Source organism: Galenea microaerophila (assembly GCF_054657255.1).
The window spans coordinates 631710-657917 of the sequence record NZ_BAAHWZ010000001.1; the positions used below are offsets into that span (position 1 = coordinate 631710).

Genomic DNA, 26208 nt, shown 5'->3' on the forward strand with positions numbered 1-26208 from the left:
CTCACAACTTCTGTGGATAACCTTGTGTGCAGTTGATGATTATCCCCAAAAATTTCTTTAAAGTCTAAATCCTTTATAGCACTGATTAAAAATTAGACAGTTCTCATTCCAGCACTACGCCCTCATCGCTAACCCTTTGATTTTGGTTTTTCTGCCACATTGTTTCTTAAATAGACTGGTAAGGGGAGCGCCTCATTTAAAAGATGCATCGCGTCAGGCCTTTGACTGGCAATGGCCGCAATGGCGGAAGCTCTCGGATAAGCCTCTAACCAGAGAGTCTGCTCCCTATAAGACGCAACTTTTTCTGGATACTCCACTGCAATATCCCCTACGCCGGCAGCACCACCACTTGGCATATTCTCTAAGTTGATGAGTTCAGCTAGATTTGCGTGTAAACGGCCATCCTCAATATGACCGCTTTGAAAGTAGACCTCTTTCATCCGTGCATCGAGAAACGCATGCCAATGCGTTTGCCCAGTTTCCAAAAAGCCCTGCCACATCAACGCCTCTAAACTCGAAATGGCAATCACAGGTTTCGCCCACCCCAAGGCCAATCCTTGGACCACGCCAGCCGCGATGCGAATACCGGTAAAAGCCCCTGGTCCTTCACCAAAGGCCAACGCATCCACATCGCCCTTTGACAAACCCGCAGCTGAAAAACAGTGTTCAATTTGAGACAAAATTAAATTGGCGTGTTTTTGAGGGGCTATTTCAAATTGCTCCACAATTTCTCCATCCAACCATAAGGCGGCAGAGCACGCTTTTGTCGCCGTTTCAATCGCTAATATCTTCATGCTTCCAATTTCTTTTCTAAAAATGCAACCGCTTGCTGTGGGGTGTACACCCAAGGAAATGGCGGTAAACTGTTCATAATCTGACGCCCATAGCCTTTAGTCGACAGCCTTGGATCACATAAAACCAGAACCCCTTCATCATTGATATCACGAATCAGGCGTCCACACCCCTGCTTGAGCGCCATAATCGCTTCCGGCAGCTGAAAATGCACAAAGACATTTAATCCCTTCTCTTTTAAGTAGGTTTCACGTGCTTGCACCACCGGATCGTCTGGCGGAATAAAGGGAATGCGATCAATCATCACCACCTTAAGCGCTTCCCCTTTCACATCCACCCCTTCCCAAAAACTGCTGGTTCCCAGAAGAATCGCATGCTCTGTTTGCTTAAAGGCATCCAACAACGCATTTTTCGGCTGATCCCCCTGAATAAACAGGGTGCCCGGCCAATGTTGAGATAAAATCTCTGCGGCCTCTTTTAACGCTCTAAAGCTGGTAAACAGTAAAAAGGTGCGCCCTTCAGCAGCTTTTAACACCGGCCAGATCGCTCTTAAACAGATTTTAATATATTCAGGATCATTTGGGTTCGGTAAGCCAGTGGGATGGTAGATAACACCTTGCTGCTGATAATCAAAGGGACTGTGTAGCGCTAATTTTTCAGCTTCATTCAACCCTAAACGGTTTGCAAAGTAGTCAAACTGATGGTTCACGGTCAAGGTGGCCGAAGTAAAGATCCAAGCACCGCCTAAGGCTTCTCTTTGTCGTTGAAATGCACTGGCTACTGACAGCGGCGTTAAATTCAGCTTAAAACGCCCTAAACTACTCTCCGCCCAACGCACCTGTTTATCCGACTCCGGCGCGCGCCAGTAGTTAAGCTGATGCAACATCTCTGCAACTCTTGACTGCAAGGCCGCTAACAACTTACCGCGTTCTTTGACGGTTTTTAAGGTTTCATTTAACTGCTCTAAGTGATTACTCACCCGTTTTAATTGCGTCTCAAAAGGTGCTAAGCTTTCAAGCATCTGCCAAGTCCAACGCTTCTCCCACTTTCCAAACAACTCATTCAGTTTTTTCACCTCTTGATCCAGTGCATTGGCTTGATCCACCAACGCCTGCATCTCTTCAGCTTCCGCTTTTTGCGTTTTTTTAACCTCTCTTATCAACTCATCAAATTGTCCACGTGAAAGACTTAAACCTAAAAATTGTGCAGCAATATCCGGTAGTTGATGCGCTTCATCAAAGATATACACCTCTGCTTCGGGTAACAGCTCGCCTCTGTCTTGTTCACGCAAGGCCAAATCGGCACAAAACAGATGGTGATTCACCACTAAGATCTCTGCTTCTTGCGCCCGTTTTTTAATGGCTGGATAAAAACAGCCCTCTTCAGAGCTACACTCATTGGCTTGGCAAAACTCTAACTTCGCACACACTTTCTGCCAAATTAGATCATTTTCATCCAGTTCACTGCAGGTCGCTTTATCCCCGTCAACCGTTTTTTCCAACCAATGTTGAATCAGTGAGAGCTTCTGCCAGTCTGCACGACTATGTTGTTCAGAAGTTTGCACCATCTCAAAGCGTTGAGGACAAATATAATTCTCTCGTCCCTTCAAGATCTCAACTTTTGCTTGAATTTTTAAGGCCTTAAGTATTAAAGGTAAATCTTTTTCGACCAATTGCTGCTGAAGATTTTTGGTCGCCGTAGAAATCATCACCTTCTTCCCTGAAAGTAGCGCTGGTAACAGATAGGCAAAAGTTTTACCCGTTCCTGTTCCCGCTTCCACCAATAAAGTTTGCGATTTTTCAATGGTGTGCTCGACACATCTTGCCATCTCCAACTGCGCTTCACGAGGCTGATAACCTTGAATGGCGTTAGATAAAGTGCCGTCTACCCCTAAGATTTCTTCAATATTATTTTCTGATGGAGAAGTGGATTCGTTCGTTTGAGAGGCTAAAGTTGTCATTTAGGCTAAGGTGTCATTTAGATTAAGATAAATGGATTTTTGTCGTTTGCAATAGAGCGCCATTATAAGCGATCACCTTTTTGAGACTTAAAATATCTTCATACACATTTTACCCACAGGCTTATACACCCCCTTTAGTTGACAGAACATACAACAGCCCTTATAATATGCGTTTCAAATTTGAACCTGAGAGAAACACTCTCCTTAACTATTGGATATCTAATATGAAAGTATTATCTTCTTTAAAATCTGCAAAGAATCGTCACAAGGATTGTCAAATTGTTCGCCGACGCGGCAAGGTTTATGTGATCAACAAAACCAATCCTCGCTTTAAAGCACGTCAAAAATAATTGACAAAGCTTTAAACCTAAAAAAGCGCCCTGATCAGGCGCTTTTTTTATTTCTACTCTTATTGCACAGGCTGTTGTGCAATCTCTTTAGCCATCTCATCAAAACTCTGCTTAGCCTTAAACTGCTGCCATAAAGAAGATTGATTATTCATTGAGGTACGAACCGCCTGCTCAGCAATCTTGGCCACAGATTCCTTATCCAAACCTACCAACACATAAAGACGCCCATTTGGTCCCATGACACTTTTCAGCACCTTTGAACCGATTAATGTCTGGTCCGTAATCGTTTTTGTGGTAGAACTGGCAACCTTGTCGACCACTTCTGCTTTGGTGGTGCCTGTTGAACCTAGATAACGCTTCACCATCTTCTCTACACGCACCTTTAACTGCTCAGCCAGCCGACCTCTGGCATCCGCTGCAGCCATATCTTTCATAAAACTGATCCCAGCCTTTGAAGGCTCCGCAATGCCAACCGCACTGACAGCTACCCCTTCGACAGGCGCATCACACACCCAAGCGGGTGCAGCTTGATCACTGCCTGGAAAAACACACTCATAAACGGCTGCTTGCGAAGCTTCTTTTTTCGGCTCACTGCTACACCCACTCATCACCAAACTGCCCGCAATCAGTATCAACATTAAGTGACTTTTCATAAAAACTCCCCTATTATTTATAGTCATAACAAGGCCATTGTATATAATTTTTAACTTTGTCGATAGGAAAACACGTTTATGCCCGCTCATTCTCTACAGACGCTGTTAATCACCGGTTGCTCTAGTGGCATTGGTTATCATGCCGCGCACTACTTTCATCAACAAGGCTATCAGGTCATTGCCACCTGCCGAAAACCTCAGGATGTGAAGCGCCTGCAACAGGAGGGGCTGACCTGTTTTCAACTGGATTTAGCGGATCCTCAACAGACCGAATCCGCCTTTCAACAAATCCTTCAAGCCACCGATGGCAAAATTGAGGTGCTGTTTAATAATGCCGCTTTTGGTCTTCCTGGCGCAGTAGAAGATTTAAGCCGTGAAGCACTGCAGCACCAATTTGAAACCAATGTTTTTGGCACCCAACATCTCACCAATTTGGTTATTCCCATTATGAGGCAGCAAAGCGCTGGGAAAATTATCTATAATAGCTCGATACTTGGATTTGCAGCCATGGCCTATCGAGGCGCCTACAACGCCTCTAAATTTGCCATTGAAGGTTTAGCAGACACTTTACGTCTCGAACTTAAAAGAAGCGGCATAGAGATCATTTTAATTGAACCCGGCCCAATTCAAAGCCAATTCCGTCACAACGCTTTTCAACAATTTAAACGCTGGATAGATGCTGAAAACTCTGTTCATCAACCCGCCTATCAAGCAATGATGGAAAGACTTTCTGCAGAAAAAGGCCAGGCCCCCTTTACCTTAGGACCCGAAGCGGTCACAAAAGCAGTAGAGCATGCCATCACCCATCATCCAGCCAAAATTCGTTATCGTATTACCCTCCCCACGCAAGTTTTTGCACTTCTTAAACGACTTCTGCCTGCTCGTTGGCTCGATACTTTACTTCTTTATGCCGGTGGAAATGGAAAAAGGTAACAGAAAGTTAATACTTGGCACTTAAATTGCTTCAAATTTTTAACTAATTCTGAAATAAAATCATAAAGGAAAGCTTTATGCGGCAACAACCGATTCCAATTAATAAGGAATATCAGTTAGACGAAAACCACTTTATCGTCTCTAAAACGGACATAAATGGCACGATTACTTATGTAAATCAATACTTTATCGAAATCAGCGGTTATACAGAAGAGGAGCTAATTGGCCAACCTCACAATATGATTCGTCACCCTGATATGCCGAAAGTGGTATTTAAAATTCTGTGGGATCATCTCAAAGCCGAAGATGAGTTTTGGGGCTATATCAAAAATATGACGAAGGATGGCGGCTATTATTGGGTACTCGCCCATGTGACCCCTTCTCGCCATTTTGAAACGCAACAAATCATTGGCTATCACTCTGACCGTCGTGCGCCAGAAAGAGAGAAAGTTGAAAAAATTATCCCCCTCTATCAAGAGCTTCTCCAAATTGAACGCACACAATCCCTGCAGGCAGCAGAAGCCAACCTTAATCAAAAACTTAAAGAAAAGGAGATGAGTTATGAAGACTTTATCTTTTCTCTCTAATCGCTCCTCACTGGATAAAATTCAGATTGCCAATATCGCATCCATCATCTTATTTGCTCTCTCCTTGATCGGTGGCCTTCTAATTTATGGTTTTAATCCTGTAATGATCATCTCCTTACTCAACTTCGTTTTGGCATGGTGGATTTTTATTTTGGTGAGAAAAGTGCGCAGCAATGTCCGCGACATTACTTCTGTCATTAGAGAAGCCTCTAAAGGGGACTTAGAGGCTCGCATTATCCTTTTTAAAGATAAAGGCGTGCTTAAACAGTTAACAGATGATCTTAACTACTTTTTTGATCAAGTGGATGCCTATATGCGAGAAATTGAAGCGCCTATTGAAAAGGCCAGCCAAGGCATTTTTTACCGCCCAACGATTACTCGTGGTTTTCAAGGCGTTTTCAAAATAAATGCCGGCAAATTGAATGTCCCTCTTCAGGCCATGAAAAGAAATCAAGCCCTGCTCAACCGTATAAAAATCAATAGTGATCTTTCTCAAATGGGTGGGGGGATTGTTCGTGGTTTACAGATTATTGAAGAAGATCTCAATCAAACCAATCAAAAAGCACAAACCATTCGTGACGCCAGTGAAGAAACAACTAAAGTTTCACAAGAAAGTGTTGAGAATTTACAGAATATTATGCAACAGATTGATCACCTCACCCTAGAGATTGAACAATCAAACACAGTGATTACAGAACTAGAACATCAAGTCTCAAACATTAATAATGTCATCAATTTAATTAAAGAAATTGCTGAGCAGACCAATTTACTCGCTCTGAATGCCGCCATTGAAGCCGCACGTGCTGGAGAGTATGGTCGTGGCTTTGCTGTGGTCGCTGATGAAGTCCGTGCACTTTCGCAAAAGACACAAGAAGCCGCCAATGAAGTGACGCACTCTATTCAGAATTTGCAACAGAAAAGTCAAACTACTTTTGAACACTCCAGAAACATGACACAAACCGCGACTCAGGTTAAAAGCTTTATTGAAAGTTTTCAATCGATTCTACAAAAAGTCAATGAAAATGCAGAGTTTACCAATAAAACCGCTTTGGCCGTTTATACCTCAATTTTTATCTCTCTGGTAAAATTAAACCATATTCTGTTTAAAAATAGAGCCTATAGTAGCGTGTTTCATGGCACTAAAAATAAAAATTTGGTTGACCATAAGCATTGCTCATTTGGCCAATGGTATTACAATGCGCTTAATAAAGAAAATGCCTTCGAACACCTTCCCGCTTTTGCTGAAATTGAGCAGCCTCATAAGGCACTCCATCAACTATTACTTGAAGTGATGCAATTTTTGCCAGATGAAAGTGACTATGATGAAGAAAAAAACTTTGAGTTGGTTAAACACCGCAATGAAATCATTGAACACTTTAAACAGGCTGAAGATAGTTCCGCTACGTTCTTTAACCTGCTTAACCGTTTAGTAGTTGAGTATGAAAATCAACTTTTCAAAAACAGTTCTAAAGCGTCCTAAAAAAAGGGGGTAATGCCCCTTTTTGAATTCTGGGAATTCATCTATGATAACCTTTAATCTAACAGGACACTCTTAATGAATGCTCATGCCTATTTAGCTTTCAATCACAAATCACTTTCTCTATTGATTCTAGGCTTTTCTTTTCTCTTAATGCTTTCCGGTTGCAGCCATGCACCTGCAAAAGACGAGGCATGGCAACAAATTCAAATTTATAAGAAGCTCAATGCGCTGCGCAACGAATATAGCCATCAAAATCAGGCTACCTACGGCATAGGAACTGGCCAAACGCCAGAGGAAGCGATACAAAATGCCCGCATTGATCTCGCCAATCAAATTTTAACCTTGGTGCAAAAGAAAACCCATCAAAACCTTCAGGTGATGCAAAGTCAATCAGGAGAAACGGTGACCCAAGAATATCGTCGCCAACAAAACATACAATCTGCGACTTTTTCATCTGTTGAATTAGAAAATACCAAAGTGATTCAGCAACAACGGCTTTACCACACCTATTTTGCTGTTGTCGGTGCAGATGCTGACACCATTGCAAAAATCAAAGCGAAAGCGAAAAGAACTGCAGCCACTTTGGTGGCGATTAACCAATTTCAACAGGCGCAGACCATTGCTGAAAAAATCCAATGGCTCGAACAGGGCCTGCAAACCATGCATCAATTTCATATCGAAGATGAAACCCTTCTACTCAACGGAGTGCGTTACACTTTTGAAGCTTGGTTTCAGCAACAAATTCAAACCCTATTAAAGCAAATTCAAACCGCGACCACCAAAGACAATCAAGTTTACGCAATCTATTTTTTAGACGCCCACACCTTAGACCCAATCCCAGGCATTAAGGTTAAAGTGAATCAGAACACGGGCTATACAGACAAGCTAGGACGTATTGTAGTAGCCACGCTTTCGCAAAGCACACAAATCCAGCTACTTTTAAATGGTCAACCTTACTTGCTCAACACCTTTATTCAGGGCAGTCGTTATTCCACGCTTTATATCAATACTCAGCCGAAAGGCTTTGTGGCTGAACTGAAAGAAAACAACCAAACCATTGCCAGTATTACCACACCAGAAGCCATCCCACTTGAAGTCAACGCAGGGCATGTCTACACTTTGATTATTCATCGAAAAGGGCAATATCCAGGCCTACAAAAAACACTCTCATTAACACCTGGATTTGATGCTGTTTTCTATAAGGCATTTGAAAAATTGACTTTTGGTTCGGTGACTTTAACGCTTTCCAGTGATGATGACGAGCTAAAGGTGATTTCCCCAAAGGGGCAACGCCTCTATCAAGGTCATGAAAGCTACCATAACCCCAGATTACAAGTTGGCACCTATCAAGTCCAAGTGCAAAAAGCCAACCACGATCCAGAATATCAAATTATTGATGACCGTTTTGTACTCGCAAAAGATCAGTCTATTAAGCGACGCTATTTCTCTCCACAATATCGACAATTTTATCGTAAAGGGGATATTTGGAGTTTTGGGTTTATTGTCGGCGGTTCACCTAATAACAAAGCTGTGTATCAAACGAATGAAGGCAAAAAAAGCGGGCAAGCCCTTAACTACGATCCCACAACAGCTGGTTACAATATCACTTATCGCCATTTCAATACCTTTACCTTTTTTGGAGGTGGTGTCGGCATGGTCTCAACGAGTGATAATACCCATTCAATTTATGGCCAAACAGAGTTAACCGGCTTTCCCCTTTCTGCCATGGCAGGGGTTTATCATAGTTTTGATGGCAACCTTCTTCTATTGGAAGGGGGCTATCGAAGATTGAATCTAAGCCAAAGCAACAATTCCACTCAAAAGCTGGAAACAGATATCAGCTCTCCTTTTGTTGGCATGCATTATTTCTTTAGCGGTTTTCAACTCGGCGTGCGTTATTTTACAGAACAAAACAGTACGCTTGCTTTTTACATCAATTGGGGTGGCAATCGTTTAGAATCAGGATACAAATTGCCTTTACATGTTCAAGCCAAGCGTGGCGAGCACTACGAAGATATCAAATAAGCGCTTAAGCGCTATATAGCGGATCTTTACTTTTTCGTTGCTTTTTTTATACGTTGGTCAAACCCTAACTGTTCACATTCATGCTGCGGCATCCACCCCAAACAGCTTCTGACTTGCAGTGACTGATAATTTCGCCAAATAGGCATAATGGTTAAAATGCCCCATAGAATCTGCCACCAATGCCATCCAATCGCACTGGGTTGCTGCACCCACCAGCGATTATTGACGCCAAAATGCTTGGTTTTAAAAATCAGATGAATGGCTAACCGCCAATATTTCAAACCATAAGCGAATCGAATTTTCCACTGTTGCATTAACGACGCTCCAAACTCATTAAAGGGGTATTTTCTCGATACACTGTACTGCCTTGTGGGGCAAAAATCTTAATAATACGCCCATTAACCGGTGCCACGATATGATAATACTTCTGCCATGCTTGATGTGCCTTAACAGCGGCAGACGCTGCTTTAACTTTCTGCTTTTGAAGATCATAGGCCAACTGCGTTTTTTCCAGCTTTCTTTTCGCCGTTACCGTTCGATCATACAGATCTTTTTGTTTCTCTAACTCAATTTTCGCATCCGTCAGTTTCAACTCCTCTTGAGCCAATTGTGCTTGTAAGCGCTCTAACCTAGCATGATAAGCTTCACTGTCAATTTCAAGCAATTTCTGCCCCTTATCCACTACTTGTTGGGGTTTAACATATACTTTCACAACTTGACCACTCACTAATGCGCCTATCTGAACCGTCTGTGCCAGACTGGTCAAAGAAAACAGTAGTAACCCAATACCCAATCCAATCGACTGCTTCATCTCTGATCTCCTCTTCAAATTACCTGCTATTTTAACTAAAATGCTTTTTTTTAGGAAAAAACTGACCTTATAAATATGCCTCATCATCAGATTGACACCTTGATTCAACTGTTTAACCAAACCTTCTTAGAAACTGAAAATACAGAGCTGGTCTGTTGTGAAGCAGAACCCATTTATCGACCTGCGGATGAAAATTACCCTCATCATCGAATTATCTTTGCACATGGTTTTTTTGCCAGTGCTTTACATGAAGTGGCACACTGGTGCATAGCCGGTAAAGCAAGGCGCCAGCTGGAAGATTTCGGCTATTGGTATCAGCCGGATGGACGCAATGCTGAACAGCAGGCCGAATTTGAAAAGGTTGAAGTCAAACCACAAGCGTTAGAATGGATTTTTTCTGTCTGCGCGGACTTTCCATTTCATTTCAGTGCAGACAATCTCAACGGCGAAGTTGGCCTTTCAGAAACCTTTAAACAATCGGTGCTAAATCAAGTGCACACCTATCTTGTTGAGGGCATGCCGCGCAATGCTGAACAGTTTTCACAAGTACTCTGCCAACACTATGGAACCGCTTTAACGCCCCAAAAATTTTTATTATGAGACCTTTGCATGAGTGGGATGCGAGCTAAAAATGAGAAAAAATTTTCCATATCTAGGCGGGAAACGCAGGCAATAGCCCGCTATTGCCAAGTTTTCCAACAACGATAGGGGAAATTTTAGCCATTTTTAGCCGTAGAACCATCTCGTGCAAAGGTCTCATTGTAATAAAAACGAGCCTGTAAATTAAATTGTGTAAACGCTCATAGTTTACAATTTCCCAAAAAAAGGAAAAATCCTATGAGCAACATTGACCAAGAAAAACTCAAAGCCATGGCCGCTGAGCTGGCCAAGGATATTAAAACCCAGAGTGACTTGTCTGACCTCTCAGCCAGTCTGCTTAAAATGACCGTTGAAGCCGCCCTCGGTGCTGAAATGGAAGAGCATCTGGGCTATCCCAAGCACCACAGTTCCGACAGCGACAACAGCCGAAACGGCTACTCATACAAAACCCTCAAAGGCGACCATGGCGAAGTGGAAATCGCCATCCCTCGGGATCGCCAGAGTGAGTTTAACCCCACCATTATCAAAAAAGGCGAAACCCGCCTGACCAGCATGGATGACCAGATACTGGCGCTTTATGCCAAAGGCATGACCACCCGAGACATAGTGGCAACGTTCAAAGAGATGTATGGCGCTGATGTCTCGCCAACACTGATCTCCAAGGTCACCGAAGCGGTCATGGAAAAAGTCACCCTCTGGCGTTCTCGTCCGTTGGACGAAGTCTATCCGTTGCTGTATCTCGATGGCATAGTCATCAAGGTTCGCCAGGACAAACAGGTGGTGCGAAAAACCATGTATATAGCGCTTGGCGTCAATACCGATGGCCATAAAGAATATCTGGGCCTGTGGCTGTCTGAGACCGAGTCATCCAAGTTCTGGTTGAGCGTTTTAAACGACCTTGAAGCCCGAGGCATCAAGGACATACTGGTCGCCAGCGTTGATGGGCTGACAGGCTTCCCGGAGGCCATCAATACCGTCTTCCCTCAGGCAGACGTTCAGCTTTGCATAGTGCACATGGTGCGCAATTCCCTGCGTTATGTTGGTTACAAAGAGCGCAAACAGGTCGCCAACGACCTCAAACAGGTTTACCAGTCAGTAACCAAAGAAGAAGCCTTATTGGCGCTGGAGCAGTTCGAGAGTCGCTGGGATGACAAATTCCCCAATATCGGTCGTTCCTGGCGCAACAATTGGGACAATGTGGCCACGCTGTTCCAGTACCCTCAGGCGATCCGCAAGGTGATCTATACGACGAATGCAATTGAATCTTTGAACTCGGTGATCCGAAAAGCGACGAAAAACCGCAAGATCTTCAATCATGACAATTCAGCGTTCAAGATCATCTTTCTGGCCATTGAGTCGGCCTCAAAAAAATGGACCATGCCGATTCGAGACTGGAAAGCTGCCATGAATCAGTTTATGATTCTGCATGAGGAACGTTTGAAACCTTATGTTTGATCAACCGAGCGTTTACACAGAATTATTTACAGGCTCATAAAAAACCAGGCAATTGCCTGGTTTTTTAAATCTAACAACTTCTGGATCAATTAAGGCGCCGTTTTCTCTTCACCTTCTTCTGTTTCTTGATAAGTCATAGAAAGTTCACTTTGCATCTGCTGAGATTTTCGCCCTATTTCTTCAACAGCCTCATTAATCACACGATCTAAGATGACAAATAGCTCTCTACTTGCAGACTCAGCGGCATGGAAATCGGCCACTACACTCTCTTTATTTTCAACACAACGATGTGTTTCTACACACTGTAAAGCATGTAATATGTGGTCATGCACGCGCTTATGCGGTCCTTCAATTTGGCCATAAGAAGGAGCCTTACTGAGGTATTGATGCCCTTCGCCTTGATCATACCATTTCCCTAGACGACAACTGTGGTGATCACTAAATTGGGCTTGCAATTTTTCCCTAAAGATTGAAGCATAGGCATTGGTCTTAAAGAGCAAGTGATCCAATTTAGCCAAGTTGGTAAACATTTCATAAGAAATTTTACGATTATCCGAAGCGATCAGATTCGCATTCAACACTAAATCATTCAAAGTCTGACGGAAACCGTCTAATTTCTGAATTGATTCATTGGCATTTTCTGCATTGCGCTCACCTGTATTGACCATCTCTGAACTGTGTTCACGCAGCTGTTCAATATTCTGTTCAACTTCTTGCGCCGCTTTTTGGGTTCGATTCGCAAGATCACGCACCTCTTCAGCCACTACGGCAAAGCCACGTCCATATTCACCTGCACGCGCCGCTTCAATCGCCGCATTCAGTGCCAATAGATTGGTTTGCTCCGAAATATCCTTAATCAAATTAATGACATTGCCAATTTCATTCACTGAGGTATCTAACTCGGTTGCCTTTTGCTTACTTTGATCAGCTAGCTCACGCATTGTGTGTAATTTTCCGATAATCTCTTCAGTATTATCCGTGACCTCAGAGATCACCTCTCCCGTCTTCGCATTCAGTTGATTGACATCACGAATATTATCAATGGCGTGCGTCATGGACCCCTGAATATTACTCGTATTGTGTATACTGCCATCAATCATGCTATTGGAAAGGTCAACCAATAGCTCAGACTTTCTCATACTTTCTAATGCCCGCGCTTCAGAGCGCTTCGCCTCTTCCGCTTTGGCTTCAGCTTCTTTAGCCAAACCTTCAACTTTTTCAATAAATCGATTAAAGTTTCGTGAAGCCTCGCCAATTTCATCTTCAGAGTTAACAGGCAAGCGTTTGCCATATTGTACTTCTCCACTCGCCAACTCACCCGCCAGTTGATCTAACTCTTGAATGGGTTTTACAATAATGCGCTTAACAATCCATAGCAATATAAAGAGTACCAATAGATCGGCAATCACCATGGCAGCAATTTGCGTATAAAGCCCATAGGTTGAAACCTCTATCACTTTTTCTGCTTCTGCATTGGACTCCGCGACGACCAGATAACCAATCACATTTTTATTCACATCTCGAATTGGCTTGATCACCCCTAAAAAGTCTTTTAACTGAACTTCACCTGTTTTTAGCGCCTTCAACGCATTTAACGCGTCTTTAAATTGGGGAGCTTGCGAGCCTCCCACCCAGACAAACCCATTATCATAGGGTGCATTTTGAACCTTTGAAGCAATTGAAAGATATTTTTTATCCATCAAAATACCCACAACAAAATGTTGCTTTTGCGCATCTTGAATCAACTTATCAAATCCTACAATGGTTTCAATAGAGCCAATATAACTGCCTTGATCATAAATGGGAGCAAGACCTCTTAGCACCAAACCGACACGGCCAACGTTATAAGCGATCATTGGCTTTTGCACTTGCTTCAATTTCACTAAATCTAAACGAAAATCACTGAGGTCATCCCCAAACTTCTGAGGTGCCCATGAACGCACAAAACTGTGCAGATCTTTTGTGTGCACATGGTATTTAACGGTTTTAAAACCGGAATGCGTGCGAATATTTTGTTGCATCAACTGTAGCGCCTTGAGGACCATTTGTCGGTTGCCTGTTAACAGACCTTGCTTAATCGCTTCACTGTCAGACAAGTAGATCGAGCTGGTTTTAACAAAGATTTCACTTTCCTTCAGTGATTCCTCTACAAAGTGATTGATTTGCTGACCAATCTCTTCATACACCTCTTTTTTCACATCTTTCACTACACTATATGAGTAGATCAAAACAAGCAACAGCCCTATGACCATGGTCACAATCATAGGAATATGCACTTTAGTGCTTAACTTTGCATTCTTAAACATCTTTTCCCTCTTTGACATTTATTGAGGCATTGACTACCTAGTTAAATAGAACCGTTTTCTCTATAAATACAAGCACAAAACATGCCAACATAATAGACTAAGACATGTTAGAAATAAGTCATGTTTATTAAATTTATTTATCATTATAGAATATATCTTAATTGTTACCTATTTTTATAATAAAATATTAAAAACCAGAAATAAAAATTTTCAATAATATTCATAACAGAAGGTTGTATGCTTATGAAAGATCAACCAAAAGAACTGACTTGGCTCAATTTGCCTTGCCTTTCACTTCCTGTCAAAGCTTTGTTTACCGGCTATATTCTGGTCGTAGGGCTTGGCCTGTTAATGGCAGGCGCACAAATTCTACTCACCCACGGGATGGCCGACGGAAAATTCGGGATTTCGGTTGATGATATTGTTTACAGCTACTATGGCAACCGTCATGGTTCAACGATTGAGGCCAAACTCAATGGTTCTATGAAAGACAAAGCGCCCCCACAAGAAAGATTGACCATTATTAAATGGGCACGCAATGGCGCCGATCAAAAAACTTGGGAAACCACTATTCAACCCATCGTCAATAAACGCTGCGCTATGTGTCATGCGCATATGCCAACCCTTGCGGATATCACTCAGTATAAAGTTATCTCAAAATTGGCTGAAGTGGATAAAGGTGCCTCTATTTCTAGCTTGACACGCCTGTCACACATTCACCTATTTGGGATCTCATTTATTTTCTTCTTTATCGGTTTTATTTTCTCCATGGCGATTGGCTTTAATAAGTGGATCAAAGCGGGACTGATTCTCTTCCCCTTCCTCTTTTTAATCGTTGACATCTCTTCTTGGTGGCTCACTAAATTTAACCCCCAGTTTGCTTGGTTAGTGATTATTGGCGGGATTGGCTATAGCTTAGCCGCAACAGTAATGCTCTTTACATCTCTTTACCAGATGTGGATTTACCCACTGAAACATGGTTGCCCAAAAGTGAATACTTGGCGGGGTGAGGATTAATTTTCCCCCACTAAACCTTGCAAAAGCAGCTTAAGCTGGGCTTTTTATTTTGGCGACGAAAAAATCATCCAAATAACCCAAAGCACAATCAATGCTAAGACCGCTAATTCAATCATCCGTTAGGTGCTCTCTGTTCTTTTAGCGCCTGAACCATTTGCTGCTGTATCCCACCAAAGCTGCCATTGGACATAAAGACCACCACGTCATTCGGTTGCACCCTTTTCAAGAGCGCTGCAAGCAAATCCGCATAAGTTTCTGCCACCGTAACAGGCATAGGAAAAGCTTCTACCGGCAATTGCCACCCCCAAGTGGGATCAATAAAAGCCAACACTTCATCTGCCCCAGCAAATGCCGCCGGCAAAGCCTGCCGGTGAACCCCCATCCGCATCGTATTCGAACGCGGTTCAAACACCGCAATTAAACGCCCTTTCCGCGCACCAGGACTGGGAAAATTGGTTTTTTTTACCCCAGTTTCCAGCTTTTCTTCGGTTTGCTTGAGACTCTGTTTTAATCCTTGCAGAGTGGCGGCAATGGCGGTGGGATGATGAGCAAAATCATCATACAGGTAAACCCCTTGCGTCTGTTTTGGGTTTGCTAATAAGGTCAGTCGGCGTTTAACCCCCTTAAAACCACACAAAGCCTCAGCGGCCACTTCGATTGGCACGCCACAGTGCACAGCGGCGGCAATGGCATGGATACCGTTCTGCACATTATGCACTCCTCGCATCAACCAATTAACTTCTGTAACTCGCTCTCCTTGGAAATAGAGGGCAAATTGAGACCCATCCGCTTGGATAAGTTCAAACCACCAATCCCCCTTTGCACCACTTGTCTGCACCGGTGTCCAACACCCCTTTTGCATCACCCGTTGCAAAGCGCTATCGGATTCCGGCATGATAATCAGCCCATTGCCTGGCACAGTTCGCACCAGGTGGTGAAATTGGGTTTGAATGGCCGCCAAATCTGGAAAGATATCAGCATGATCAAACTCTAAATTATTCAATACACAGGTGCGAGGATGATAATGCACAAACTTAGATCGTTTATCAAAAAAAGCACTGTCATATTCATCCGCCTCAACCACAAAAAAGGGCGACGCGCCCAAACGTGCTGAAACCCCAAAATTCTCTGGCACTCCGCCAATTAAAAAGCCTGGATTCAGTCCTGCCGCCTCTAAAATCCAAGCAATCATAGAACTGGTGGTCGTTTTGCCATGGGTACCGGCCACTGCCACCACCCAACGGTTTTGCAATATATTTTCTGCCAACCATTGAGGGCCAGACGTATAAGGCTGTTGTGCATTTAACACCGCTTCAACGGCGACTTGTCCTCGGCTTAAAGCATTACCGATCACCACCTGATCCGGTTCGGCCTGCAAAAATGCGGTATTCTCTAAATCCATCACTTCAACCCCTGCTTGCGCCAATTGCTCACTCATCGGTGGATAGATGGCCCGATCGGATCCAGAGACCTCAAACCCTTTCGCTTTCGCCAGTTGGGCAATGCCCCCCATAAAAGTCCCCGCAATGCCGAGAATATGTATTTTCATTTGTCGTATTTTCCTTTACACTTGCCCTATGAAGATAAATTATATCGTTGATGAGAAAACCTTGGCAGATATCTGCCAACAAATGGCTCAATGTGACTGGATTGCCGTTGACACAGAGTTTCTGCGAACCAACACCTATTATCCAGAGCTCTGTTTGATTCAAATTCAAAGCTGCACGGATCAGACCTATTTAATTGATCCATTGGCGCTCTCCGAGGCGTCCTTGCAACCTCTTTGGCAACTTTTCTCTAACCCCAATGTCACCAAAGTTTTTCACAGTGCACGTCAAGATTTAGAAGTGCTCTATCTCGCCAGCAGCCAACTTCCTACACCCATTTTTGATACCCAAATTGCCGCGCTGTTTTTAGGTTATGGCGACAGTGTGGGTTTTGCAAAATTGGTCGAAAGTTTGCTGGGCAAATCTCTAGCCAAAACCCAAACGCGTACTGATTGGCGACAAAGACCCCTTAACTCAGAACAGCTGCAATATGCCGCGGAGGATGTCCTCTACCTTGCACCACTCTATCAAAAGCTGCGACAACAATTAACGACGGAACAACTTTCTGCCTTAGAAGAGGATTTTAAAGCCTTGCAAAACCCTGCGCTTTATCTCACTTCTCCAGAATCGGCTGCAGCCAAGTTACTTGAAAATCGGCACATGTCACCGAAACAGATGGCTATCGTCCACGCCTTAGCCGCTTGGCGTGAACAGCATGCACAAGCCCTGAATCAACCACGTAAATGGGTGCTCACAGATGAGTTGATCTATGATCTGGCAAAACGCCCCCCAAAAACCGTGCAAGCCTTGTATAAACTACCACAGCTCAAGTCTTCTGACATTCAGCAGTTTGGCGAAACTTGGATTGATTTAATCGATCAAGTCTTTGCCCACCCTGAATCTTGGCCTGAAAAACCGGCTAAACCGCCTAAACTGACAAGCCAACAACAAAAACTCTCTCTGTTGATTCAAGCTTGGATACAGCAAGTGGCTGAGGCATATCAAATACCAGTCAATCACCTCTTACATAAACCGCAGCTCACCCAATTAATTCTGACCTATTGCGACCCCTTAAAAGTAGAAAAGCATCAAAAGATTTTACAGGGTTGGCGACATCTTTTAATTGAAAAACCCATTCAAGCACTCTGCCAACAGAAAGCGTGCTTAAAAATTGAAAACGGAACCCTTAAATTGGAAGGTTACGAAAAATGAAGAAACAGAATCGAAATGTGCTTTATGCGCAAGCGGGAGGCGTTACCGCTGTCATTAATGCCAGTGCTGCGGGTGTGTTTGAAATGTGCAAACGCCATCCTGAAGTTTTTGATCGCATCTATGCCGCCAAAAATGGCATTGAAGGGGTATTAGAAGAAAATCTGATTGATCTCACTCATATCGATAACGACACCCTGGATAAATTGAAACACCTACCAGGCGCCGCTTTTGAAGCTTGTCGATTTGACTTAGATCCCTTAGATAAAAATCCAGCGCAATATGAGCGGGTTTTGCAAGTGTTTAAACATTATCAAATCGGTTACTTTTTCTATAATGGCGGTAATGGTTCCATGGTCACAGCGCAAAAAGTGGCCGACTACTGTACAGAACATGGCCATCCTGTGACCTGCATTGGTGTCGCCAAAACCATTGATAATGATTTGGCTTTATCGCACTGTTCACCTGGCTATGGCAGTGCCGCCAAATATATCGCCACCAGCGTTTTGGAGGCCACCTTAGATCTCTACGCCATGCACCGCACCTCCACCAAATTTTTTGCTCTTGAAGCCATGGGACGTAATGCCGGATGGCTCGCATTGGCCGGTGGCCTAATTAAAACGAAAATACCTGATGTGCCTCTCATCATTCTCCCCGCTGAACGCCCTTTTAATCAAACTCAATTTTTAAACAGAGTCAAAGAGCTCATTGCGCATAATGGGTATTGTGTCTGTGTGGTCTCTGAAGGGCTTCAGGATGAATCAGGTCAATATGTAGCGATTCAAAATATAGAACATACCGAATATAAAGACTACCCACAACTAGGCGGTGTGGCGCATACACTGGCCAATATGGTACGTTCAACCCTGCACTGCAAAACCCACAGCGCCGTGCCCGACTACTTACAGCGCTCCGCTTCTCATCTGGTTTCCGCCACTGACTGGGAGATGGCCTATCGCGCAGGCAAAGCGTCTGTTACCGCAGCCTTAGAAGGACATCATGGGGTCTTACCCGTTGTTGAAATGATTCACGCCACTCCCTTTGTCTGGCGATATAAAAATGTGAAGCTGATGGCAGTGGCCGATTTAGAAAAGCATGTACCTGATGAGTATTTAACGGCAGACGGCATGGATGTTACGCAAGCTGCAATCGATTATTTGACCCCTCTGGTAAAAGGCGAACGCCATCCGGTCTTTAAGCGGGGGCTACCGGATATCGCCCCTATCGCTTTTGAATTACTGCCTAAAGTGCTGCCGCCTTATGCGATCGATCGGTCTCGTGTTTCTGAAATTTAAACAAACCGCGCTTAAGAATGTTATGATTTCTATTAAAACTTAATCTATTAATTAATCTATTTACCTATTCTTTCTTATGATGACAACAGAAAAATTTCGTATTGAAAAAGACAGTATGGGAGAACTTGAAGTCCCCGCGGATGCCCTGTATGGTGCACAAACCCAAAGAGCCATTAATAACTTTCCCATCAGTGGCCGCCCTTTGCCCCCTCAATTCATTCAAGCTTTAGGCCAAGTGAAACGCGCCTGTGCACAGAGTAATGCTGAACTCGACTTATTGCCTAGTGAAAAGGCGCAAGCGATTGTTGAAGCAGCTGAAAAATTGATCGCCGGGGAATATAATGACCAATTCCCCATTGATATTTTTCAAACCGGCTCCGGAACCAGCACCAATATGAATGCCAATGAGGTCATTGCCTCACTGACGCAACAAGCTGGCGTAACCGTACACCCCAATGATGATGTGAATATGAGCCAGAGCTCAAATGATGTCATCCCCACCACAATTCATGTTGCCGCTTCCATTTCACTGCACACCCAACTTTTACCGGCCATGCACCATATGGTGGACGTGCTAGAACAGAAAATTGAAGAGGTGGGTCAAGTTGTCAAGACGGGTCGCACCCATTTAATGGATGCCATGCCGGTAACTTTAGGACAAACCCTATCCACCTGGCAACAGCAAATAAAAGACACGATTGAAAGAATTGAAGACTGTAGCAAACGGCTGCACCGCCTGCCTCAAGGCGGTACCGCTGTGGGCACTGGCGTTAACGCACATCCTCAATTTGGCTCATTAGTGTGTCAACATTTAACGCAAGCGACAGGCATTCCCTTTGAGCCCATGCCTAATCTATTTGTCGGCATAAGTACGCAAGATACTGCGGTTGAACTAAGTGGGCAACTCAATGTATTGGCTGTCGCCATGATGAAAATTGCCAATGATTTACGCTGGATGAACTCTGGCCCTCTAGCAGGACTGGGAGAAATCCAACTGCCTGCTTTGCAACCCGGAAGCTCGATTATGCCTGGCAAAGTTAACCCAGTTATACCGGAAGCGGTTGCAATGGTGTCTGCACAGATAATGGGTAATCACACCGCCATTACCATCGGCGGGCAATCAGGTAATTTTGAACTCAATGTCATGTTGCCGATGATTGCAGATAATTTGCTCCAAAGCATCGAAATCGCTACCAACGCCCTAAGACAACTTGCAGATCAGGCCATTTCTGGTTTTACCGTGAATGAAGAAAACCTGCAAAAAGCTTTGGCGGTCAATCCTATTTTGGTCACCGCACTCAATCCAATTGTGGGCTATGAAAAAGGCGCACAAATCGCCAAAACCGCTTATCAGACTGGACGCCCAGTTTTGGAAGTTGCCCTAGAAATGACCGATCTAGATGAAGAAACCCTAAAAACTTACTTAAACCCTAAACTTTTAACCACTAACCAAAAATAAGGAAACGATTATGAGTATCATAAATGTAACTAAAGACAACTTTGAAGAAGTCATTGAGAATAATGAAATGGTCATTTTTGACTTCTGGGCAGAATGGTGCGGCCCTTGCAAACAATTCGGTCCCATTTTTGAAAAAGTCGCTGAAAAGCATCCTGAGATTGCTTTTGCCAAAGTCGATGTGGAAGCTGAACAAGAGCTGGCGGCCATGTTTCAGGTCAGATCCATTCCAACTATTGTCTTAATGCGTGAAAAGATTGTGGTCTATGCCAACCCTGGCTTGATTCCAGAAGCGAATCTAGAAGAAGCGATTGAACAATTAAAAACGCTCGATATGGATCAAGTGCGTAAAGATCTAGAAGCGCAACAAAAAGAAGCTGAGTAGTTTTTTAAATTAGAGAAACTTTTGTGGAAGATTTTGATTGAATGGTTTGTCTGTCTAGCTTTGCAAAAACTGCATGCATTCAATCATTGTTTTCCTCAGCCCATTTTCAGATTGATCGAAAAGAGCGATAACCATTTTAATTTAAACATATAACTCAAGTGGCGGCGGCTCTGCCAGCCTCTCAATGAGATCACTGCGAGTGATCATCCCCTCCAACTCTCCCATCTCACTCATTACCGGCAGTGCGTGGACTTTATATTGGTGCATCACCATCGCCACCCGTCGTATTTCCGTTTGCGGTAAAGTGGTAATCACCTGCTTCTGCATACAGACCGTGACCGATTCATTGAGCAAGTCTTCAACCCGCGCATTGGGATGATTCAGGCAATAAAAAATCAATTCTGACTCTGTGATCAATCCCGTTAATAGCCCCTCCTTTAAAATAGGCAATGCATGGACATGACTTTTCTGCATCGTCTGCCAAGCTTGATTTAAATCTGCCGAAATATCCAACGTAATCACAGGTGATGACATGATCTCTCGGACAAAGACCAAAACCTGTTTTGCCGTCGTCTCTTTTACCGACTCATAAGCGGATATGGAAGGGTTTGAATGTGGATGAGGATGCGTTTGAGGGGACGACTTTTCCTCTTCGGGATTTTCACCAATAGCCCTAACTGGATGCACCCCATCCACTTTAAGTTCCGGCTTAGGCGGCGGCACGCCAATAAAACTTTGGCCTTCAGGACTATAGACAATAAACATAATTTCTCCGCAATTAAGGCTGTACGTATTGAGATTTTAAACGCTTTATCGACTGCTTACACCCATACTCAATAGAAAATCCCTATTTTTTCATTCAATCATCCCTATTGGAAAAAGATGATGACTTACACTATACTAACAAACTCTAAATTCTTATACCTGGAGGATAAAACTGATGTCTGTACTTGTGACCAAAACTGCGCCTGATTTTACTGCTGCGGCTGTCTTAGCCGACGGCACAATTGTTGAAGATTTTAATCTTAAAAGCCATATTTCGGGTAAATATGCCGTTGTCTTTTTCTATCCTTTGGACTTCACTTTTGTGTGTCCTTCAGAAATTTTGGCATTTGATCATCGTGTGGATAAATTCAAATCGCTCAATACTGAAGTTATCGGTATTTCAGTGGATTCTCAGTACACCCACAATGCATGGCGCAATACGCCAGTTGAAAAAGGCGGATTAGGTCCAGTTAAATTCCCACTGGTCGCTGACTTAGGCGGTGCCATTATGGATGCCTACGGTATCCGCCATCCTGGTAATGTCGCCCTTCGCGCCAGTTTCTTAATCGACAAAGAGGGCGTTGTGCGTCACCAAGTTGTAAATGACCTGCCACTTGGCCGTAATGTAGACGAAATGATTCGCATGGTTGAAGCTTTGCAATGCCATGAAGAAATGGGGGAAGTCTGCCCTGCGGGTTGGCAAAAAGGCCAAGAAACCATGAAAGATTCACCTGATGGTGTCGCTGAATACCTTGCCAAACATGCAGATGAACTCTAAGCTTTAGCCGCTTATTCATCTGAGCTCTTTTTCTGAGCACCTTCAAAGCCGTCTTTATGACGGCTTTTTCATATTTGCACTACAATACCCATTATGAAGCATTTACTGACTCCCTATCAAAATCGATTAGAAACCTTGCTGCATGAAACCTTAGCGCTTGTTGATGCGCCCAGCCCGCTTAAGGAAGCGCTTCATTACAGCACCCTGAATCAAGGCAAAAGAATTCGCCCCGCGATGGTCTTTGCTGTAGCTGAAGGCTTAAACCTTCCCTTAGCACAAGTGGATGCAGCTGCGGTCGCCATAGAGCTTATCCATTGCTACTCCCTTGTTCATGATGACCTGCCTGCGATGGATGACGATGAGCTGCGTCGCGGTCAGCCGACCTGTCATATTCAATTTGATGAAGCCACGGCGATTTTAGTTGGCGATGCGCTGCAAACACTGGCATTTGAAGTCTTAGCCTCAGCCCCCACCTCTCCACCGTTGAGCGTATTACAAATCCAACTTTTAGCCCAAGCATCAGGTGCTCAAGGCATGGTGGCCGGTCAAATCTTAGATATGCAATCTGAGCAAAAACGCATCACTCTTCCACAACTTGAACAGCTTCATCAGTGCAAAACGGGCGCCTTGATTCAGACTGCTTTGTTGTTAGGGGCAACCCCTTCTGAGCACTATGCCCGCCTCTCTCCTCAACTCTTTGAGCTGGGACGACTGATCGGTTTAGCCTTTCAAATTCAAGATGATATTCTGGATATTGAATCCGATACGGAAACACTGGGCAAACCGCAAGGCAGTGACCTTGCCGCCCAAAAATCCACTTTTCCTCTACTCATGGGCATGGAGCAGGCAAAAAATTATCGAGAGCAATTGATTCAACATGCGCATCAATTGCTGGAGCAGTTGCCGATTGAAAATCCATTTCTCCATCAACTGATTGATTATATTGCTGAAAGAGACCATTAAAATCGCTATAATAAACCGTCTATTCTAATCACTGGATCGACCATGGCTCAAAAATTTATTTTAAAAACTGTATTAGACTTTGCCTCTGCCCATAGCCTTCGCGGTTATGATGGGGACTGTGCCAGACTACATGGGCATAACTGGAAAATTGAAGTGCAAGTTGAAGGCCATGAGCTCAATGAAGTGGGCATGGTCATTGACTTTAAAGAAATAAAACGACAAACCAAATTGGTCATTGAGGAATTAGATCACACCTATCTCAATGATCACCCCTATTTTCAAACTGTTAATCCGACTGCGGAAAATATTGCGGTTTATCTCTATCAAGTCATCAATGCGCGCATTCAAACTGAACGAGTCCGCCTTCACAGCCTCACTGTCTGGGAAAATGATCGTAACTGCGTCACCTACTCTGAATAATGGCTTGTTAGATGTTCAGTGAACTGCACGCACTCTCGCCATTAGCGCTTGCGCTTGTCGGTACGGCTTTAGGTCTAATTGTCGGCAGTTTTATTTCCATGCTCAGCTACCGGCTGCCCAAGGTTGTCTTAGAAGAGGCTTCTGTCTCAGAACTGTTACTGAAAAAAGGGCGTTCTCATTGTCCACAATGTGATACCCCCCTGCCTTGGTATCGCCTGATTCCACTGCTCAGCTGGCTTGCCAGTGCGGGGAAATGTCATCAATGCAACACACCCATTTCAAAACGCTATCCGCTGATCGAACTTTTCAGTGCGCTCTCTACTGCCTATATTTTATGGCATTTTGGTTTCAGTGAAAAAGGGATGGCGGCGCTCATTTTTAATTGGTTTTTACTGACCATTAGTGTGATTGATATTGAACATCAATTAATTCTAGATGTGTTAAGCCTGCCTTTGCTCTGGATCGGATTGCTTATAAATACGCAAGGGCTGTTTACCTCACCTGAATCCGCCATCTGGGGAGCAGCAATGGGCTATTTAATTTTATGGCTCCTCTTTCAGAGCTTTAAGGCGCTCACGGGCAAGGAAGGTATGGGGTATGGCGATTTCAAACTCCTCGCAGCGCTGGGTGCTTGGTTTGGATTTGATGCCTTACCGCTCATTATTCTGATTGCGGCTTTAGGCACCATTGTGATTGGCCTACTCGGAGGCTTACTAAGAATTCGAAGCTTAAATGAACCGATGCCATTTGGTCCTTTTTTAGCGCTTGGTGGCTGGATCTTTCTGTTTTTCGGTAATATTTTAAACGTTTAAGTAGCTACGTTTAATTGGCGATTTAGGCACCTAAGCGCGCCTGATCAATATCGCATACATGACTCATTTTCAATTTGTTGGCTTTCACAAAGTCCAACACATATTGAAACATCTCTGGATCTTCATCTTTTAAACGCTCATCAATAATTAAACACTTTTGCCCATTATAGCGTTCAGGGTGAAGATAATCATGATAGACCAAACGATGAGAAGGTCCATAGGAAGCCTTCATCGATGCGATGCGGTCAATCCAGTCGCTGGGACGAAATTTCCTTCCATCTTCAGTAAACCCTTCAATAATATATCGACAATCCACCTTGCTTTTCCTTTTTTGTTAATCCATATTATTATAATTTTATCATAGCCCAATCAAAGATGGCGTGCTTCAAGAGCGTATTTCACGATAAATTTAAAAGAGACCTTTGCACGAGATGTCTCTACGGCTAAAAATGGCTAAAACAGCGCAAAATCACCTTAAAAATGGCATAATACGCCTTTTAATAGAGAGATTAAAAGGCCCTGGCATGACACAGTATCGTACTGATGATCTTCGAATTAAACAAATTACTGAAGTTCGTCCCCCTATTGACTTACACCAGCAATACCCCATTACGGAAACCGCTGCTAAAACCGTCTATGATACGCGCCAACAAATTCACAATATCTTAACTGGGCGTGATGATCGTCTTCTGGTGGTGATTGGTCCCTGTTCCATCCATGACACTGAAGCTGCCTTAGAGTATGCTGAAAAGCTCAAAACCCAGATGGATCAATTTGCTGAGGACCTTCTCATTGTGATGCGAGTCTATTTTGAAAAGCCTCGAACAACTGTAGGTTGGAAAGGTTTAATCAATGATCCCGACCTCAATGAATCATTTAAAATCAATAAAGGGCTGGAACTTGCTCGAAAACTGTTATTGGATATCAATAACTTATCGGTGCCTGCAGCCACCGAGTTTTTAGACTTAATCTCTCCTCAATATATTGCGGACTTAGTCTCATGGGGCGCAATTGGCGCGCGCACAACGGAAAGCCAAGGCCATCGCGAACTGGCCTCTGGACTCTCCTGCCCTGTTGGCTTTAAAAATGGCACCGATGGCAGTATCAAAGTGGCGGTCGATGCCATTCGTGCGGCCAACAACCCGCACATTTTCATGTCATTGACCAAAGAAGGGAAGTCGGCCATTTTCTCTACAACCGGCAACCCTGATTGTCATGTCATTCTGCGTGGCGGACATGAGGGTCCAAACTATGACAAACCGCATGTTGAAAAAGCCGTTGCAGAGTTACAAAAAGCGGGCGTACAAGATAAATTAATGATCGATTGTAGTCATGCGAACAGCAACAAACAGCATGAGCGACAAATCAATGTCGCGGAATCGATTCGTGACCAACTGTCTGAAGGTACGCCTTATATTATGGGCGCCATGGTTGAAAGTCACCTGGTTGCTGGCCGACAAGATATTGAACCTGGAAAACCCCTCACTTATGGACAGAGCATTACTGATGCTTGCCTAGGCTGGGAAGACAGCGAACAAGTGCTTGAATTACTGGCCGAAGGGGTGAGAAACCGTCGTAAAGTTCAATCATCCTAAGCGAACTTAACACC

Annotated in this window: 25 protein-coding genes and 1 pseudogene; 17 read left to right on the forward strand and 9 right to left on the reverse strand. The window is 43.8% G+C overall.

Annotated elements, in window-relative coordinates; all coding sequences use genetic code 11:
* Positions 1 to 128: 128 nt before the first annotated feature.
* Both tsaB and yoaA read right to left on the reverse strand, forming a co-directional pair.
* Entirely contained in the window at positions 129 to 794 is a 666-nt protein-coding gene (gene tsaB, locus ACYQ05_RS03075) for a tRNA (adenosine(37)-N6)-threonylcarbamoyltransferase complex dimerization subunit type 1 TsaB (protein WP_459818221.1), read from the reverse strand.
* On the reverse strand, positions 791 to 2752 hold the full coding sequence (gene yoaA / locus ACYQ05_RS03080; protein WP_459818223.1) for a DNA repair helicase YoaA: 1962 nt from the start codon (positions 2750 to 2752) through the stop codon (positions 791 to 793). The genes tsaB and yoaA overlap by 4 nt, the downstream gene beginning before the upstream one ends.
* A 224-nt stretch (positions 2753 to 2976) precedes the next feature.
* On the opposite strand from yoaA, the gene ykgO reads away from it, so the two are divergent.
* On the forward strand, positions 2977 to 3102 hold the full coding sequence (ykgO, locus tag ACYQ05_RS03085) for a type B 50S ribosomal protein L36 (protein WP_459818225.1): 126 nt from the start codon (positions 2977 to 2979) through the stop codon (positions 3100 to 3102).
* 59 nt (positions 3103 to 3161) lie between these two features.
* Here the strand turns inward: ykgO and ACYQ05_RS03090 are convergent, their stop codons facing one another.
* Entirely contained in the window at positions 3162 to 3755 is a 594-nt protein-coding gene (locus ACYQ05_RS03090) for an LPP20 family lipoprotein (RefSeq protein ID WP_459818227.1), read from the reverse strand.
* A gap of 78 nt (positions 3756 to 3833) precedes the next feature.
* On the opposite strand from ACYQ05_RS03090, the gene ACYQ05_RS03095 reads away from it, so the two are divergent.
* The 4 genes and pseudogenes from ACYQ05_RS03095 to ACYQ05_RS03110 all read left to right on the forward strand — a co-directional run bounded on the left by ACYQ05_RS03095 (position 3834) and on the right by ACYQ05_RS03110 (position 8780).
* A complete protein-coding gene (locus ACYQ05_RS03095; RefSeq protein WP_459818229.1) occupies positions 3834 to 4688 on the forward strand; it encodes an SDR family oxidoreductase in 855 nt (284 codons plus the stop codon).
* 77 nt (positions 4689 to 4765) lie between these two features.
* Complete coding sequence (locus ACYQ05_RS03100) at positions 4766 to 5275, forward strand: PAS domain-containing protein (RefSeq protein ID WP_459818230.1); 510 nt, start codon at positions 4766 to 4768, stop codon at positions 5273 to 5275.
* Between the two features lie 643 nt (positions 5276 to 5918).
* Positions 5919 to 6554 (forward strand): annotated as a pseudogene (locus tag ACYQ05_RS03105) (methyl-accepting chemotaxis protein); the annotation flags it as partial.
* A 276-nt stretch (positions 6555 to 6830) separates the two neighbouring features.
* Positions 6831 to 8780, forward strand: coding sequence for a hypothetical protein (locus ACYQ05_RS03110; RefSeq protein WP_459818232.1), 1950 nt, complete (start codon positions 6831 to 6833; stop codon positions 8778 to 8780).
* A 26-nt stretch (positions 8781 to 8806) separates the two neighbouring features.
* Here the strand turns inward: ACYQ05_RS03110 and ACYQ05_RS03115 are convergent, their stop codons facing one another.
* Positions 8807 to 9094 (reverse strand): hypothetical protein, encoded by a 288-nt coding sequence (locus tag ACYQ05_RS03115; RefSeq protein ID WP_459818234.1) that lies wholly within the window; start codon positions 9092 to 9094, stop codon positions 8807 to 8809.
* On the reverse strand, positions 9094 to 9591 hold the full coding sequence (locus ACYQ05_RS03120) for an efflux RND transporter periplasmic adaptor subunit (RefSeq protein ID WP_459818236.1): 498 nt from the start codon (positions 9589 to 9591) through the stop codon (positions 9094 to 9096). Before ACYQ05_RS03120 ends, ACYQ05_RS03115 begins: the two co-directional genes overlap by 1 nt.
* A 75-nt stretch (positions 9592 to 9666) precedes the next feature.
* Between ACYQ05_RS03120 and ACYQ05_RS03125 the strand changes: the two genes are divergently transcribed.
* Positions 9667 to 10191, forward strand: a complete 525-nt coding sequence (locus ACYQ05_RS03125) for an elongation factor P hydroxylase (RefSeq protein WP_459818238.1) — start codon at positions 9667 to 9669, stop codon at positions 10189 to 10191.
* A 246-nt stretch (positions 10192 to 10437) separates the two neighbouring features.
* Entirely contained in the window at positions 10438 to 11646 is a 1209-nt protein-coding gene (locus ACYQ05_RS03130) for an IS256 family transposase (RefSeq protein ID WP_459819032.1), read from the forward strand.
* 89 nt (positions 11647 to 11735) lie between these two features.
* Here the strand turns inward: ACYQ05_RS03130 and ACYQ05_RS03135 are convergent, their stop codons facing one another.
* The gene (locus ACYQ05_RS03135) at positions 11736 to 13952 is read right to left on the reverse strand and encodes a methyl-accepting chemotaxis protein (protein WP_459818240.1); all 2217 of its coding nucleotides are present in this window, start codon (positions 13950 to 13952) and stop codon (positions 11736 to 11738) included.
* 243 nt (positions 13953 to 14195) lie between these two features.
* Between ACYQ05_RS03135 and ACYQ05_RS03140 the strand changes: the two genes are divergently transcribed.
* A complete protein-coding gene (locus ACYQ05_RS03140; protein WP_459818242.1) occupies positions 14196 to 14969 on the forward strand; it encodes an elongation factor-1 alpha in 774 nt (257 codons plus the stop codon).
* A 112-nt stretch (positions 14970 to 15081) separates the two neighbouring features.
* Here ACYQ05_RS03140 and mpl read toward each other — a convergent pair whose 3' ends face one another.
* Positions 15082 to 16518, reverse strand: a complete 1437-nt coding sequence (gene mpl / locus ACYQ05_RS03145; RefSeq protein ID WP_459818244.1) for a UDP-N-acetylmuramate:L-alanyl-gamma-D-glutamyl-meso-diaminopimelate ligase — start codon at positions 16516 to 16518, stop codon at positions 15082 to 15084.
* 28 nt (positions 16519 to 16546) lie between these two features.
* Between mpl and rnd the strand changes: the two genes are divergently transcribed.
* The 4 genes from rnd (at position 16547) to trxA (ending at position 20861) form a co-directional block, all read left to right on the forward strand.
* Positions 16547 to 17728: a ribonuclease D gene (gene rnd, locus ACYQ05_RS03150; protein WP_459818246.1), complete on the forward strand. Its 1182-nt coding sequence runs from the start codon at positions 16547 to 16549 to the stop codon at positions 17726 to 17728.
* The gene (locus ACYQ05_RS03155; protein ID WP_459818248.1) at positions 17725 to 19020 is read left to right on the forward strand and encodes a 6-phosphofructokinase; all 1296 of its coding nucleotides are present in this window, start codon (positions 17725 to 17727) and stop codon (positions 19018 to 19020) included. Before rnd ends, ACYQ05_RS03155 begins: the two co-directional genes overlap by 4 nt.
* Positions 19021 to 19096: 76 nt before the next feature.
* Positions 19097 to 20479: a class II fumarate hydratase gene (locus ACYQ05_RS03160; RefSeq protein ID WP_459818250.1), complete on the forward strand. Its 1383-nt coding sequence runs from the start codon at positions 19097 to 19099 to the stop codon at positions 20477 to 20479.
* A 10-nt stretch (positions 20480 to 20489) separates the two neighbouring features.
* Positions 20490 to 20861: a thioredoxin gene (gene trxA, locus ACYQ05_RS03165; RefSeq protein WP_459818252.1), complete on the forward strand. Its 372-nt coding sequence runs from the start codon at positions 20490 to 20492 to the stop codon at positions 20859 to 20861.
* Between the two features lie 141 nt (positions 20862 to 21002).
* Here trxA and ACYQ05_RS03170 read toward each other — a convergent pair whose 3' ends face one another.
* Positions 21003 to 21626 (reverse strand): CBS domain-containing protein, encoded by a 624-nt coding sequence (locus ACYQ05_RS03170; protein ID WP_459818254.1) that lies wholly within the window; start codon positions 21624 to 21626, stop codon positions 21003 to 21005.
* Between the two features lie 175 nt (positions 21627 to 21801).
* Here ACYQ05_RS03170 and ACYQ05_RS03175 point away from each other — a divergent pair, with 175 nt between their 5' ends.
* The 4 genes from ACYQ05_RS03175 to ACYQ05_RS03190 all read left to right on the forward strand — a co-directional run bounded on the left by ACYQ05_RS03175 (position 21802) and on the right by ACYQ05_RS03190 (position 24599).
* On the forward strand, positions 21802 to 22404 hold the full coding sequence (locus ACYQ05_RS03175) for a peroxiredoxin (RefSeq protein ID WP_459818256.1): 603 nt from the start codon (positions 21802 to 21804) through the stop codon (positions 22402 to 22404).
* Between the two features lie 93 nt (positions 22405 to 22497).
* Positions 22498 to 23367 (forward strand): polyprenyl synthetase family protein, encoded by an 870-nt coding sequence (locus ACYQ05_RS03180; RefSeq protein WP_459818258.1) that lies wholly within the window; start codon positions 22498 to 22500, stop codon positions 23365 to 23367.
* A 42-nt stretch (positions 23368 to 23409) separates the two neighbouring features.
* Positions 23410 to 23787 carry a 6-carboxytetrahydropterin synthase QueD gene (queD, locus tag ACYQ05_RS03185; protein WP_459818260.1) on the forward strand — a complete coding sequence of 126 codons (378 nt, stop codon included), beginning with the start codon at positions 23410 to 23412 and terminating at the stop codon, positions 23785 to 23787.
* 11 nt (positions 23788 to 23798) lie between these two features.
* Positions 23799 to 24599 carry a prepilin peptidase gene (locus ACYQ05_RS03190; protein WP_459818261.1) on the forward strand — a complete coding sequence of 267 codons (801 nt, stop codon included), beginning with the start codon at positions 23799 to 23801 and terminating at the stop codon, positions 24597 to 24599.
* A 22-nt stretch (positions 24600 to 24621) separates the two neighbouring features.
* Here ACYQ05_RS03190 and ACYQ05_RS03195 read toward each other — a convergent pair whose 3' ends face one another.
* On the reverse strand, positions 24622 to 24915 hold the full coding sequence (locus ACYQ05_RS03195; RefSeq protein WP_459818263.1) for a DUF3579 domain-containing protein: 294 nt from the start codon (positions 24913 to 24915) through the stop codon (positions 24622 to 24624).
* Between the two features lie 208 nt (positions 24916 to 25123).
* Between ACYQ05_RS03195 and aroG the strand changes: the two genes are divergently transcribed.
* Positions 25124 to 26194: a 3-deoxy-7-phosphoheptulonate synthase AroG gene (aroG, locus tag ACYQ05_RS03200; RefSeq protein WP_459819034.1), complete on the forward strand. Its 1071-nt coding sequence runs from the start codon at positions 25124 to 25126 to the stop codon at positions 26192 to 26194.
* The last annotated feature ends 14 nt before the right edge of the window (positions 26195 to 26208 follow it).